A 14,426-nucleotide genomic window follows, 5' to 3' on the forward strand; every position below is an offset into this window, starting at 1 on the left:
GGCGGCAATTAGCGCCTTGTATCAGTGCCTGTTTTCATTACGCAGGCGCTTTATGTCGGCTTCCTGCAGACCAGAGGCTGAAGCAATCTGTTTGTCGTCAAGCACCTGCATGGCAATCAGGTTACGGGCGACGGTTTCACGCCCTTCCTCACGCCCTTCCTCACGCCCTCGGCGTTCAGCATCTTTAATAAAGGAAATTTCATCGCGCAGAGCGCGTTCGCGCACAAAGGCCAGCCGCCGGGTTTCTTCATCAGCGCTGAGTTCTTTCAGACGTTCCATGGCTTTGTTTACCGGTTCGTAGCTTGTGTCTACCATTGCCAGCCCCTCTTTCCAGTGCTCCAGAAAATTAACCCAGGCCCGCAAGGGCCTTTCAGACATGCCTAGACGGTCAGCTTTCTTCAATTCGATCAGGTTCATCTGCAACAGGTTCCCAAGCGATATATGCGGCTGAGTGGCATCGCGCATCTCAAACCGCCAGATGGCTTGCTGTTGCTCACTTTCCGTGCCAACAAACAGATCAAAATCCAGCAGATGAATTCCGACCGCCGCATTCAGTGCCTGGTAATCCTCCCCGGCGCTTAGCTGCTTGCTTAGCAGGCTGGCCAGATAGAAAAGCCCACGTTTGTGCCAAGCATCGTAACGGCGTACCTGTATTTCAACATTATAGCAGTGACCTGAGTTATCGCGGGCGAGCACATCCAGAATGATGTACTTACCTGACAATTCACTCGGCTCAATATTGGGGTTAGTGATATCGACCGTGGTGATCGCCGGTAAATCCGGGCGCAGATCATTAATCAAAGCCACCAGCAGATCAGGTCTTTCTGCAAACAGACGTTTGAAAACGTAATCATTGGTAGGGTCAAGCAGCGTCATCGTCATAAAGCCTTCCCTGGCAGATGCATACTTAATGGTCAGAATAGTTCAAAAACGGCGATGGGTCACATTAGTCCGAATGCCCTGCCCCACTGCACCGGCACCATCGTTTCCGCCTGACCACAACACCGTCATTCCCGAACGGGGTTATCGGGAATCCAGTTTGACCTATGCCCGATGATCCACGGTTGCCACACCTACGCCAGCTATCTGGTGAACATAGGCGTATCCTTTTTGCCAGATATCGCTTCGGTAGAAATCATTAACCCCAACATCGAACCCAGTGAACTCACCGGCAAATACATCATCCTCGATGTATTGGCGCGTGATGAAGACAACAACTGCTACAATGTGGAAATACAGGTGCGGCGCTATGGGGCTTGGCACAAGCGTGGTCTCTTTTACCTAGCCCGAACCCTAGGCAGCCAGCTAAGCGCAGGTGAAAACTACCAGGAGCTGCGCGCTTCGGTAGGCTTACACTTGTTGGACTTCGATCTATTTACAGAAACCGCGACAGAACGCGAGCAAGCCGTGTGGCGCTTCGAGATGCGCGATGAGCGCCATCCCCATATTTCACTGGGGAACATTTTGCAGATGAACCTGATCGAACTCAACAAAGCGGATCGCTTAGGCTTGCCAGAAGGCCCGTTGCGCGCCTGGATCACCTTCTTCAAACACTGGCAGGAGGAATTAACGATGGCCAATGTTGCTCATGAACCGGTTAAACGTGCGATGAGTCGTATCCGCGAGCTTAGCGCCGATGAAGAGACGCGCCGTCTTGCCTTTGTGCGTGAACGAGCGCTGCGGGACGAGGTGTCGTTGCTGAACGATGCAAAGCGAGAAGGTGAAATGACGGGAGAGCGTCGCGTTCTGCAACGTCTTCTGAGAAAACGTTTTGGTGAATTACCCGCGTGGGTTGGTGAAAAGTTGGAGCGGGCTGATACTGGGCAGCTAGAAACCTGGACGGATGAAATACTGAGTGTCAACAGCCTTGATGAACTTTTCAAACACTAAGTCTTCCCAAAAAGCGATGAGTCGTATCCGCGAGCTTAGCGCCGATGAAGAGACGCGCCGTCTAGCGTTTGTTCGAGAGCGGGCGTTACGGGACGAAGTCTCATTTTTGAACGATGCTCGTCGAGAAGAATCAAGCGAGACACTCCGCAGTCAAGTTGAGTTAAAGTTTGGTGAAGTCCCTGGTTGGGTGGAAACCAGAATTGAGCAAGCGGATCGAAATCAACTGAAAGGTTGGTTACGAGATATTCTATTTGCCGACAGTCTCGACGAAATGTTCAAGCATTAAAATGACCAGGAGTGCCATGAACCATATCCGCGAACTCAGCGCCCATGAAGAGACTCGCGGCCTGACCTTTATGCGGGAGTTTAGCCTAAGCGTCATGCCGCTCAACACCGTCATTCCCGAGTGGGTTATCGGGAATCCAAGTTAGCGGTGGCACTGTTGCATAATAACCTGACGATTTGGCGGATGGCGGCATCATAATTATCCAAGCAATGCCAACACCGATTCCGGTATCACATTAGCCTGTGCCAGCATGCTATTCCCCGCCTGCTGAATAATCTGCGAACGCAACATCTTAGCGGTTTCCTGAGCGTAATCCGCATCCATAATGCGAGATTCAGCGCTAGCCAAATTAATAGCGGTGGTTTCATTATTGCTGATGGCGGATTCCAGACGGTTTTCCACAGCGCCCAGATGGCTACGCTTCGCATCCACCATGCCGATAGCACGATCTAATGCTGCAAGCGGATTGCGCGGGACACGCAGTCGAAAATCTTCACCATTCTCACGAATCTGTAAGCGCGTATGCGGTACGCCGTCATCATTAAAACCGTCAGCGTCAGTAAGGGCCACCGTACTGAAATTCGTACCCATACTGACGTTGCTGGGATAATAAACGACAACCTCACTGCCGCCGTTCTCGGTGCGTAATAAAATCTCGCTGGTGCCTTCCAGGTCAACCAGCGTTGCGGTTTTGTAACCACCTCGCAAAGAGCTTTCACCAGGCAACGAAAAATAGTAATTACCATCTTCGTTTTGCTGTAGAACGTCTTCAAACGTTTGCCCTTGAGCATCCGTATATTCGACGGTCACATTACGCGGGTCGATAGTGATTTCCGAATATCCACTGACTTTTTCCTGTTCGTGGCTCGCCGTACCCAGCACATCCGCCACTTCTTGTGTGGCTGTTATTACCGCCTCAGTCGCTTCGCCATTGGCATCTACTTTCAGCTCAAAATCTGCTTCCAGATATGCCTGGCTGCCATCGGGTTGCTGACCACGGATTATCCATTGCCCATCTGACTCACGCTGGACAACCGTAAGGTCTGTTAACCCGTCTAAATTGTTATTTTTAGGATTAAAAGTAATATTGCTGGCATCAAGTGAAGAAAAATCTACGGCAGGAACCTCGGGATCAATTAGCGTCGGTTGTGAAGAAAAGTCTGCGCCAGCAAATCCTTGTGGCCCAGCTTCCAAGACAAGGTCTCTCTCAGAAGTAACACCGGTAAGCACAAAAAAATCATAATCGCTCGTGGAGCTTCCAGTCCTCACAAAAAAGTCGTCATTTTGATCTTGAACCAGTGTACCGGTTGGATCTGTAAACTCGAGTTCTACGCCACTAGTAGAATAACTATTAACTCCATATGTAAAGTCACCTGTCACTTCTGTAAATGTATCGCCAGAATTTACTTCAATAGCACTTGCTTCCTGTGTAAACACCAGTCGATCATTAGCTGTAACATCATCGAGCGCAAAAAAACGATCCTGACCACTTACTTCTGTCTGGATATAAAGATTACCATCAGCATTCTGGGTTAATGATGCAGGATTAAGAGTGCTGCCCGTTGAAGATAAAAACGCAATATCTTCAGCGCTTGCCTGACTGTAACTTTCACCGTTAAACGTAAAGCCATCACTGACGTTTGCATAGGTACCAGCGGCAACCGTAGAGGAAGGCTCAAAGGCACCTGTTCCCATAGCTTCTTCATAACTAAGAGCAAAACCCGTTTCACGATAACTTAAAGTGCCATCAGGCAAGCGCTCTTCAAGATAATAAGTATTATCTTTTTCAATAAATCGCTGATTAGACGGCAGGTCAGGCAGGGGCTCTGGATCCGTCATCATGGCACTGGAAAATATAGGTTGCGGATTGGTTATCGATACCTGGCTGGTATCTGTTGATGTGTTATGTGACGCATTGACAGATACATGCGAAAAACCGTCACTCCCATCGCTTGTATAATAGCCAAAGGCATCTGAATAGTAGAGAGGCTGCTGGGTGCCTGGTGCGAATGTTGGACCAATGGTTGACGGGTCATCAAGGCGGATGTCACGTGCCACACCGCGCAGCGCATCCCGCTCAGTAACGTCTCCATCGATACCTGCAATGTTTAACCCTTCTAGCCCCAACGCCTCTACACTAAAGCCAGGTGGATTTAAATCTACCCCAATTTGCTGGCCATCATTGGCCCCCACCTGTAACGGAACATTTCCAGCCTGACCTGTCATCAAAGGGATACCGTTATACTCAGAAGTAGCAGCCAAACGGTCGATTTCCATCAAGTTCTGATTGATCTCAGCTTGGATAGAATCGCTATCACGCGTCTGATTCGTGCCATTTAGCCCCTGAACCGCCAGTTCACGGATGCGCTGCAGTTTCTCGTTCATGCCGTTCAGTACATCATGGGCGGTCTGGGATAGAGATATCCCGTCATTGGCATTCCGCGCGCCTTGATTGAGACCAATACGCTGAGCCTGGAAGCGATTACCAATCGCCTGGCCTGCCGCATCATCCTTCGCGCTATTAACGCGCAGCCCAGATGACAGCCGCTCCATGCTGGTAGAAAGGGATGACTGATTTTGTCGCAAGCTTTGCTGGGTAGTGAGTGAAGTCAGATTGGTATTGATCATTGGCATGGAGTCGAATCTCTTCCGTGAACTGGCTTATCTATTTTATCGGCATCAGCTAAGAAAACTTTACCAGATTACAAAAAATTATTTTTCTTTACGACTAGCGACTCAATCTGTAGTGCTATCCAACATCACCTGGGTATGCTCACGCTGCTGCTTCACTGCGTCATCCAGTATCCCCAGCAGCTTGTCATAGTCCTTACGCATCTCATGATCCATGCCGGTGGCTTCAAAGCGGCTGAGGGTGGCTTGGGTATCGTCAATGACCTTTTGTAACTCATTGATCACATGCTGGCGTTCGTCATCGGTCATGTTCACCTCAAACAAAAACCGGCCCCAAAAGGGAGCCGGTTTCGTATGCTTCTCAGTGATAGAGAAAAATCTCTATCAATCTCAAGCCTCAGATTAACCCAGCAGAGACAAAACGTTCTGCGGCAGCTGGTTCGCCTGTGCCAGTACCGAAGTACCCGCCTGCTGCAGAATCTGGTTCTTGGTCATGTCTGCCACTTCCATTGCATAATCAGCATCTTCAATACGTGACCGTGCAGCTGAGAGGTTAGTCTCGTTGGTGCTTAAGTTAGTGATGGCAGATTCAAAGCGGTTTTGCACCGCACCTAATTCAGAACGCAGGCTATCAACCTGGGCAAGTGCGCTATCAAGCTGCTCAAGCCCACCTTTTGCGAGATCAGCAATTGCGCCTTCACCAACATTAGCTCCGCTCAAATCAATATCTGTACCATCAGTAGAAGCAGAAGCAAGAGTCTCTACTTCTACAGTAACACCATCACCATTTTCGCCAACAATTTTCAAATCACCGCGTGAAAAGTCATCATTTGCAGCATCATTCGCTTCATATTGAAGGGTTGCGGTAATTCCTGTGTTGGTTCCATCCTGATAAGTTACAGCTTCATAACCTTGGTTAGTTGCGTTGGCTGTAGCAGCTACTTTTACGGCTGTAATGGTGCCGTCGTCATTCTTTGAGCCAAAAACATCGGTTCTTGCTTCACCGGTATCCTTGTCGATAACTTCATAAATCTCGCCAACTGCATCATTATAACCAACCTGCTCACCAAGCTCAGGCTCCAATGACTGACTCGAAGTTACATCAAAGTTTGCTAAACCCAGTGTGGTCTTATCAATTTGCTCCAAATTTACCGAAATAGTTTCGTTATCATTAGCGCCCACTTGAATAGAAATTCCTTGGTCGGAAGCAAGCACTTTCGTTCCGTTAAAATCCGTCTCTTCAGAAATCCGATCAATTTCGTTCATACGCTGTGTGATCTCGTCTTGAATCGACTGAAGATCATCCTGAGAGTTAGTTCCGTTCTGTGCCTGCACTGTTAATTCACGAACACGCTGCAAGTTATCGTTCACTTGGTTAAGCGCACCTTCGGCGGTTTGGGAAATCGAGATACCGTCGTTGGCGTTACGCTGCGCTTGTCCCAGACCGGTAATCTGAGATGACATACGATTGGCGATGGCCTGACCGGCCGCATCATCCTTGGCACTGTTGATGCGCAGGCCTGAAGACAGACGCTCCATGGAGGTTTGCAGCGCATTTTGTGATTCGCGCAGGTTTTGCTGGCCGATCATGGAAGTGATGTTAGTGTTGATCACAGACATGGTGATTCTCCTTTACAGTTACACTGGCCGTTGAGGCCTGCTTTTCGGCCACATTGTGTGCCGTTATTAATAATTACGGCCTGTCAGGAGAAACCTTTAGCATAATCGTAAAAAAAGATGTAACGGTTGGTAACGGCTATTAAAAGTTGGTGGCAGGCGCTTGCTGGATGATGGCTCAAAGGTACACTGTGGGCTCTTTTCGCTGGGTACTGGCCGTTTCATGACTTCCATGCAGATCTACGCATCTCCCGTTCAGCTTTATGACGTGGTGTTTACCATCCTCCCTCGCCTTGAGCGGGCACGCACTCTGGTGAATACCACTCTGGAAACGCTGATTGATAACGCCAACCGCCCGCAAGACCTGCTGCGCTACCGCGAAATGCAGCGCAAGCTGATGCTGGAAATGCAGATGATTCACGCTAACCTAGATCACCTGCTGGAGCGCTACCGCGCCAATGTGCATCAGTTGCTGCAAAGCCAGGGCGGCAACGGCAACCGTGAGGTAACGTTGGATGATATGGAGAAGGATGCCCTCGCCCGAGCGCGGGAGATTTACCAGAAAGTAGTGGAGTTTCAGACTGGGCGGCGCAGTGTGCCGTGGTAAATGAAGGGGTTGCCACACACACTCACAGCATCAGGTCGGCAATAATGAACCGGCGAGTGAACCTCCTCTCCCGCCAGTCTGGGAAGGGTTACTTCTTGCGGCCCAGCGCTGAGTCGAGGGCATCGAACTGCTGGGTGAGGTAGGTGCTGGTCTGGTTCATCTGGGCGATCATTGAGTCCAGCTGGCCGAACTGGGTGCGGTAACGGGAAATTGTCCGCTCGATACTTAGTTCGGCACGTTCGTAACGCGCATTGAGGCTTTCAATGCGGTTTTCCGCACCGCTGATGGCGCTGCCCAAGGTGCCGTTGCTGTTAGTCAGCTGTTCGATCGTTGTGCTGAGCAAATCGCCCAGGCCGCTGTTGCCGTCGGTGCCTGCGAAGAAGTCACTCAATGCATCAGGCTGGTTCTTGGCCAGATTGCTGATGGTGTCGTCGTCCATTTCCAGAGTGCCATCACGCTGCAGGGTAATACCCAGTTGGCTGAGGGTGGAAAATTCACCCCCTGCCACACCGCCACCCAGCACACTACGCAAACGCCCTTCAATGGTACGTACCACACTATCGCCAACCAGCTCACCGGCGGTTTCCCGGTCGCCGCTAAAGCTGGTCAGCGTACCAATGGTGCCTTTCAGGTCATTAAAGGCCTCAACGAAATCCCCGACGGCCTCACGGATTTTTAGCGTATTGCGCTCAACGTTGACCGTGCTGCTGGCGGTTTCGCCTTCCCCGATATTGAGTGCGTTGAGATCCAGAGTCACGCCTTGAATCGCGCCTTCAATCTGGTTATTGGCGCTGGTGATGGTCACGCCGTTAACCGTTAGATCAGCATTCTGGCCGCCGTTGACAACCTCAGCCGTAAAGGGCTGGGTAACAACAGGATCAGCAGCAGCATCCAGGAAACTGAAACCGCTGATCGAAGCCGCCTGGCCGGTGTCACTGGAGCTAAGTGCCAAACGGTGGTTACTGCCATCAAAGATAATACTCGCGCTGACACCGCTATTTTCCGTAGCGTTAATGGCATCGCGAATATCTTCAAGGCTGCTGTCCGCCGCGATATCCACATCAATATTTTTGCTGGTGTCAGTAAATTCAAGACGCAGCTTAGTAGCACCATCCAACGCCAGGGCAGTATCGCTGAACTCTACACCGCTGGACGCCAGCGTCCCTGCCGTAGCAAGCTGAGAGACCTCAACCCGGTAACTACCCGGCAGCGCGGTGGCATCCGTGGTGGCGGTGATTTCGTCACCACGCACGCTGGCAGAAAGGCTCTGATACAGTTTGGGCTTGCTGAGCGCATCCACCGCATCGTTCAAGCTATTCAGCGATGACTGAATTTTGCCGTAGGCAGAAATTTTGGCTTCCTGCTGCTCCTGCTGACGGACAATCGGTGTCAGCTTGCCGCGTTCTGCGTCATTGAGCTGGTCAAGCAGACCGCTGAGGTCGAGGCCTGAGCCAATACCTAGAGAGGTTATTGTCGCCATACTGGGTGTCTCCTCAGTGTGCCTGGCTTAAACCCAACACGTATTGCCCAGCGCCTGGTGACAACAGAATCAATGCAGTGGGCTGGCGCTGGTGTCGTTCACAGCACCGGTGTTTGGCAGATTGGTTACGTTTGGTTTTTTAACTACTGAAATATTATCGGCAGAGAAGACATCAACTTTAGCCTTTATTTTCGCTTTAAGCGCTTTTGAGACGTTTCTGAAACGTTTTTGAAGCCCAGCTGGAACCCAAATAATTATTTTTTAGAAAAAGCACCAACGAAACAACAGGTTCGATAAAGAAGCGTAACTCACAAAAAAGCCCGCCTGATTTCAGGGGCGGGCTTTAGCGCTAAACGGGTTTGTCACTGTTTGAGGTCAGTCGCGCCCCAGCTGCGCATCCAGTGAAGCAAACTGCTGAGTCAGGTAGCTGCTGGTCTGGTTCATTTGCGCAATCATGCCATCGAGTTGACCAAACTGAGTGCGGTAGCGGTCAATGGTACGCTCAACCTGCTGCTCCATATTGGTGTAGCGACTGCCCAGCGATTCAATACGGCTTTCAGACCCGTTGATCGCCCCCTGCACGGAGCCATTGCTGCTGAGTAGCTGGCCAACGCTGTCGTTCAGCTGCTCGGCCAACCCGGTGGTCGTTTCATTACCGGCGAAGAAATCGGATAGCGCTTGCTGATCATTGGCGATCACGTTATCAAGCTTATCCTGGTCAATCGACAGAGTGCCATCCAGCTCCAGTGAAATACCGATATCACTAAGCATTGAGAAGCCGCCTTCTTCACCGGCAACACCACCGCTCAACTCGCTGCGCAAACGGGATTCAACAATGCGAACCGTGCTGTCGCCGTTAAGCTCACCCGCCTGGCCGGTTTCCGAGTTGAACGCCGTCAGCTCGCCAATGGTGCCTTTCATGGTGTTGTAGGCATCAACAAACCCGGTGACCGCTTCGCGTACCGCAAGGGTGTTCTGCTCAACGGCCACCGTGCTGGCGCCTTCGCTCTGCAGGTTAAGCGTGACGCCCTGGATCGCGCCTTCCACCTGGTTATTGGCGCTGGTGATGGGCACACCGTTCACGTTCAGGCTGGCATCTGTGCCTGACTGGGCGGCGTCAGCATCCTCTGTTAACCCTGTAAAGGTAAAGCCTTCAATGGAGGCATCAGCACCTGTTTCCCGAGAGCTAAGCGCCAGCCGATAGTTTTCGCCGTCGTTAATCACGGAAGCATTAACGCCCGCGTCGGCATCCGCATTGATGGCGTCGCGGATATCTTCCAGCGAGCTGTTGGCAGCAATCGTGACCTCGGAGGTATCCCCGTTACCGAAGGTAAACGCCATGGTCTGTTCAGCTGTACCGGAAATCGCTTCATCAGCTGCTTGCGTTACCCCTTGAGACGCCAGGGTACCGCGCGTAGCAAGAGAATCTACATTAACGGAATAGCTGCCCGGCATGGCGGTGTCATCTGCTGCCGCGCTCACCGCCTCGCCGCTGGTATTGGTGGAAAGGCTTTCATACAGCGCAGTATCGCCAAGTGCGTCAGCCGCTGACTGAAACGCTGACAGGGCGCCTTCCAATTGCCCATAGGCAGAAATACGTGTCTGCTCGGAATCCAGCCGCTGCTGAATTGGCTGCAGCTTTTCACGCTCAGCGTCACGCAGCTGATCCAGCAAGCCATTCAGGTCAAGCCCAGACCCGATACCCAGTGATGAAATAGACATAGCAAAACCCATCCTTTGCGTTGCTCTGCGGCAGCTTTGCTACCACGACCTGGTGATACCACCTATCAACAGATCAACGCTGGTGTTTGTGTCGACGAAGCCAATAGCAGATGCTTTTCATACGGCACGCTTTTTAGCACGACACATTATTTAATACTGTTACCTTAAACTCTCGGCGGGAAGATTTCTAACTTTAGGATTTCGCGGTATCGTTATGTAACAAAATGCAAGCATAAAGTCACCAACACACGGCCCTACACACGGCCCTACACACGGCATTACGCTGTGAGATGCTGGCAGTGACGGCTTTTGCTGTGCCAGGTAATTCCTCTATCAAAACCTGTTATTGCAAAGTTACCATTCCCTATAAGACTACCTTACAAAAAAAAGACACAGTTATTCGTCTATCGCTTAATTTCATTCGTTTTTTTTACGTATTGCATCGCAACACAGGCTGGTAAACTAATGCGGCTTTTTGCCACCCTGTCCTCCACCCCTTAGACGAAGATAAGGATAAATTCACTATGAGACCCTTGAACGAACCTCCCAGCCAGCCGCGAAGCGATCGCCGCTGGCTTTTTTTGTGGGCGTTTGTCGCCTTCTCAGGGCTGTTGTTTTTTAGCCCAGCCGCCCTGGCGGCAACCGGCACGCTGGATATGACCAATACAGCCGTGGGCTTTTTCGCCATTGCGATTTTTGTCATCGCCTACATGCTGGTCATCGCTGAAGAAAAGATCCACATGCGCAAGTCCAAGCCTGTATTGGTTGCTGCAGGTATCATCTGGAGCCTCATCGGCTGGGTGTATGTCCAGAACGGAATGTCGGCAGATTCCGAGAACGCCTTTCGCGTGACGCTTCTGGAGTTCACCGAGCTGATGCTGTTCCTGCTGGTGGCCATGACGTATATCAATGCCATGGAAGAGCGTAAGGTATTTGATGCCCTTCGCTCCTGGATGCTGCGTAAAGGCTTCAGCTATCGCAAGCTGTTCTGGCTGACCGGCGGCCTGGCCTTTGTGCTCTCGCCGATTGCCGATAACCTGACCACCGCTCTGTTGATGTGTGCCGTGGTCACCAAGGTGGCTGAAGGCGACAAGCGCTTTATCAACCTGGCGTGTGTAAATATTGTGGTGGCCGCTAACGCGGGAGGTGCCTTCAGCCCGTTTGGGGATATCACCACGCTGATGGTCTGGCAGGCCGGTATGGTCGAATTTCAGGAGTTCTTTATCCTGTTCCTGCCATCGCTGGTCAACTTCCTTGTGCCCGCCATTGTCATGAGCTTCTTTATCAAGGATGCCAAGCCGGAAAGCGTTTACGAAGATGTGTGGCTCAAGCGCGGCGCAAAGCGGATTGTTTTACTGTTTCTGCTGACCATTACCACCGCTGTACTGTGCCACACCCTGCTGCACCTGCCGCCGGTACTTGGCATGATGACAGGCCTTGGTTACCTGCAGTTCTTCGGCTACTACCTGCGCCAGAGCCTGCCGCGCTCACTGGAGCGCAAGCGCGAGCGCTATAGCCGCCGGGGTGATCACAAGAAACTGGAAAACCTCGGTGGCGTGGTGCCGTTTGACGTCTTCAACCGCGTGGCGCGAGCCGAGTGGGATACCCTGCTGTTCTTCTACGGGGTGGTGATGTGCGTTGGCGGTTTGGGCTTTATGGGTTATCTGGCCATGCTTTCCGAGACCCTTTATCTTGGCTGGAACGCCACCGGCGCCAACATCACCCTCGGCGTTATTTCGGCGTTGATCGATAACATCCCGGTGATGTTTGCCGTGCTGACCATGGAACCGGACATGTCCCACGGCCAGTGGCTGTTGATTACCCTGACGGCGGGTACCGGCGGTAGCCTGCTCTCGATTGGCTCTGCAGCCGGTGTTGCGGTGATGGGCCAGGCGCGCGGGGCCTACACCTTTATGGGTCACCTGCGCTGGACGCCGATCATTATGTTGGGCTACATCGCTGGCATCATTGTTCATATGTTCCTGAACGCGAACAGCTTTGCTCTGTTCAGCTAAACGGACGACTGGCTAAACAGCGACAGCTGAAGCAGGTATGACGCCCCGAGTGGAATTCCACCGGGGCGTTTTTGTTGATTGGCGATGCCGAGCTCATCCACTTAGAATGATCGTTCATTAACCTTTTATTTAGAGCATCCTATGCCTAACACTCATATCAGCCGCAAAATTCTGGTGCTTCACGGTCCTAATCTGAATCTGCTGGGCAGTCGGGAACCTGACATCTATGGCCATGAAACGCTTGATGATGTAAACAACGACCTGCGTGAAAAAGCCGTGCTGGCAGACTGGGAACTGAACTGCCATCAAAGCAACCATGAAGGTGTCTTGATTGATGCCATTCAGACAGCCCGCACGGATGGCACCTACGCCATTATCATCAATCCGGCGGCTTACACCCATACGTCAGTGGCGATTCTGGATGCGCTTAACGCTTTCGAAGGGACCGTGATTGAGGTGCATATTTCCAATGTTCATCAGCGTGAAGCGTTTCGCCATCATTCCTACGTTTCTCTGCGCGCTAACGGTGTGATTGCCGGGCTGGGCACTCAAGGGTATCAGGCCGCATTGGACGCTATCCTGCGAAGCGCAGAACAGGGTTAAATGCCAGGGAGAGCCAGAATGATTATCTTAAACACCCAGGTGGCCGCTGAGTGGGTGGATTACAACGGCCATATGAATGATGCCGAGTATGCCCGCGTTTTTTCACTGGCCGTAGAAGCCCTGATGGATCACATTGGCCTGGATGTTAACGGGCGTGCGCATTATGGATACACGATTTATACGCTGGAAACCCATCTGTGCTATCAGCGAGAAACGCATCAGGGGCAGCCGCTATCCGTTTCCATGTCGCTACTGGATAGCGACAGCAAACGCCTGCATGTGTTTTTTGAGATGTACAACGACAATAACGAGCGGCTTGCCAGCAGCGAACAGATGTTAATGGGCATGGACACTACGACAGTAAAGCCAGCGCCGTTTCCTGATGCGATTCAACCGGCTATTGATGCTCTTCCCCGCCCTGCCGAGCGTCCCGCCATGGCGGGAAGAACCATCGGGATTCGCCGGTCGGGTCCCGGTTGATGCCAGGGCCTGACCAGCCATCAAGTCACCTGGTTGGTGATCGGTATCGGTGGCCCGGCCTCACTCAGGCGTTGGATAACGCCATCACGCGGTTCCAGAGAGCATCAGGCACGTCAATCAATGATTTTTCTTCCCGCACAGCACCCGGTAGACGGGCATTTGGCTGTTCGTCTACGGCCTCTGCCAGACGTGCAAAGCGCTCATCGAAATGATCACCAAAGGTACCAGGATCAAGCAGCAAGTAGCATTGCCCCAGGTCGTGAGGGGCGCCTTCAGGTGCCTTGAGTGCTTTTACATCCAGTGAATTCACGCCTCCTGCAATCCCTGCCGCCAGCAGTTCTGCCAACAGGCCAAAGCCCCAGCCTTTATAGCCGCCAGCACTCACCAGAGAACCGCCAAGCGCGGCTTCAGGATCAGTTGTCGGGTTACCCTCTGCGTCAATGGCCCAGCCTTCAGGAATCGGCTCGCCTGCCGCCTTGGCCATCGTGATTTTTCCAAGCGCCACCGCTGAGGTTGAAAAGTCGAAATGCAGGCGCAGCGGGTCACCGACATTGCGCCCTGGTACGCTCAGGGCAATCGGGTTGGTACCAATTGCCGCTTTTGTTCCACCCGGTGGCGCCACTATCGGAGAGGCATTAGTAAAGCCAAGGCCGATCAGGCCATGGGCAGCAATCTGCTCGGTGAAGTACCCAAGCGAGGTGCAGGTGTGTGCGTGGCGAACGGCCAGCATGGCCAGACCCTGCTCCTGCGCTGCGGCTACCGCTATCGGCAGCGCCTCGGCAAAGGCCGGCTGGGCAAAACCGTAACAGGCATCTGCCAGCACAGACGCTGGCCGGGGTTTACTGATAACCGGTTCCACATCGCCTTTGACTCGCCCGGATGATAATTGTAGGCAATAGCTTTCCAGGTAATACAGGCCACAGATCACATTGCCCATGGCCTCCGCCCGCCGCACAGCTTGAGCGACAGCAGAAGCAGAAACCTGCTGAGCACCGTGGGCCGTTAACGCGCGGTGGGTGGCTTTTTCAATATCGTCGAGAGTAACCTGCATGCCTACCTCATCATGGTGAGTTGTAATTACCGGGTTATTTTGCC

Annotated in this window: 14 protein-coding genes; 7 read left to right on the forward strand and 7 right to left on the reverse strand. The window is 52.2% G+C overall.

Annotated features, from left to right (window positions below):
- Positions 1-21 precede the first annotated feature (21 nt).
- On the reverse strand, positions 22-882 hold the full coding sequence (locus tag ACU6TU_RS15395; RefSeq protein ID WP_447142245.1) for an Rpn family recombination-promoting nuclease/putative transposase: 861 nt from the start codon (positions 880-882) through the stop codon (positions 22-24).
- 228 nt (positions 883-1,110) lie between these two features.
- Between ACU6TU_RS15395 and ACU6TU_RS15400 the strand changes: the two genes are divergently transcribed.
- From ACU6TU_RS15400 to ACU6TU_RS15410, 3 genes are read left to right on the forward strand one after another with little or no spacing between them, the layout of a single operon-like run.
- Positions 1,111-1,890: an Rpn family recombination-promoting nuclease/putative transposase gene (locus ACU6TU_RS15400; protein WP_447142246.1), complete on the forward strand. Its 780-nt coding sequence runs from the start codon at positions 1,111-1,113 to the stop codon at positions 1,888-1,890.
- Positions 1,871-2,176: a hypothetical protein gene (locus tag ACU6TU_RS15405; protein ID WP_447142247.1), complete on the forward strand. Its 306-nt coding sequence runs from the start codon at positions 1,871-1,873 to the stop codon at positions 2,174-2,176. The genes ACU6TU_RS15400 and ACU6TU_RS15405 overlap by 20 nt, the downstream gene beginning before the upstream one ends.
- A 16-nt stretch (positions 2,177-2,192) precedes the next feature.
- Complete coding sequence (locus ACU6TU_RS15410) at positions 2,193-2,321, forward strand: hypothetical protein (protein ID WP_447142248.1); 129 nt, start codon at positions 2,193-2,195, stop codon at positions 2,319-2,321.
- A 53-nt stretch (positions 2,322-2,374) separates the two neighbouring features.
- Here ACU6TU_RS15410 and ACU6TU_RS15415 read toward each other — a convergent pair whose 3' ends face one another.
- From ACU6TU_RS15415 to ACU6TU_RS15425, 3 genes are all read right to left on the reverse strand, one after another.
- Entirely contained in the window at positions 2,375-4,810 is a 2,436-nt protein-coding gene (locus tag ACU6TU_RS15415; RefSeq protein WP_447142249.1) for a flagellin N-terminal helical domain-containing protein, read from the reverse strand.
- Positions 4,811-4,912: 102 nt separating this feature from the next.
- A complete protein-coding gene (locus ACU6TU_RS15420) occupies positions 4,913-5,116 on the reverse strand; it encodes a hypothetical protein (RefSeq protein ID WP_447142250.1) in 204 nt (67 codons plus the stop codon).
- A gap of 93 nt (positions 5,117-5,209) precedes the next feature.
- Positions 5,210-6,427, reverse strand: a complete 1,218-nt coding sequence (locus ACU6TU_RS15425; RefSeq protein WP_447142251.1) for a FliC/FljB family flagellin — start codon at positions 6,425-6,427, stop codon at positions 5,210-5,212.
- A 220-nt stretch (positions 6,428-6,647) separates the two neighbouring features.
- On the opposite strand from ACU6TU_RS15425, the gene ACU6TU_RS15430 reads away from it, so the two are divergent.
- Positions 6,648-7,031 (forward strand): hypothetical protein, encoded by a 384-nt coding sequence (locus ACU6TU_RS15430; protein WP_447142252.1) that lies wholly within the window; start codon positions 6,648-6,650, stop codon positions 7,029-7,031.
- An 88-nt stretch (positions 7,032-7,119) separates the two neighbouring features.
- Here the strand turns inward: ACU6TU_RS15430 and fliD (ACU6TU_RS15435) are convergent, their stop codons facing one another.
- Positions 7,120-8,511 (reverse strand): flagellar filament capping protein FliD, encoded by a 1,392-nt coding sequence (gene fliD, locus ACU6TU_RS15435; RefSeq protein ID WP_447142253.1) that lies wholly within the window; start codon positions 8,509-8,511, stop codon positions 7,120-7,122.
- Positions 8,512-8,886: 375 nt separating this feature from the next.
- Entirely contained in the window at positions 8,887-10,233 is a 1,347-nt protein-coding gene (gene fliD, locus ACU6TU_RS15440; RefSeq protein ID WP_447142254.1) for a flagellar filament capping protein FliD, read from the reverse strand.
- 524 nt (positions 10,234-10,757) lie between these two features.
- Between fliD (ACU6TU_RS15440) and nhaD the strand changes: the two genes are divergently transcribed.
- From nhaD to ACU6TU_RS15455, 3 genes are all read left to right on the forward strand, one after another.
- Complete coding sequence (nhaD, locus tag ACU6TU_RS15445) at positions 10,758-12,248, forward strand: sodium:proton antiporter NhaD (protein WP_447142255.1); 1,491 nt, start codon at positions 10,758-10,760, stop codon at positions 12,246-12,248.
- Positions 12,249-12,389: 141 nt separating this feature from the next.
- Positions 12,390-12,851 carry a type II 3-dehydroquinate dehydratase gene (gene aroQ / locus ACU6TU_RS15450; protein WP_447142256.1) on the forward strand — a complete coding sequence of 154 codons (462 nt, stop codon included), beginning with the start codon at positions 12,390-12,392 and terminating at the stop codon, positions 12,849-12,851.
- 18 nt (positions 12,852-12,869) lie between these two features.
- Positions 12,870-13,331 carry a thioesterase family protein gene (locus ACU6TU_RS15455; RefSeq protein ID WP_447142257.1) on the forward strand — a complete coding sequence of 154 codons (462 nt, stop codon included), beginning with the start codon at positions 12,870-12,872 and terminating at the stop codon, positions 13,329-13,331.
- A gap of 64 nt (positions 13,332-13,395) precedes the next feature.
- Here ACU6TU_RS15455 and ACU6TU_RS15460 read toward each other — a convergent pair whose 3' ends face one another.
- On the reverse strand, positions 13,396-14,382 hold the full coding sequence (locus tag ACU6TU_RS15460) for an Ldh family oxidoreductase (protein ID WP_447142258.1): 987 nt from the start codon (positions 14,380-14,382) through the stop codon (positions 13,396-13,398).
- Positions 14,383-14,426: the final 44 nt, after the last annotated feature.

Source organism: Halomonas sp. LS-001, from assembly GCF_052983955.1.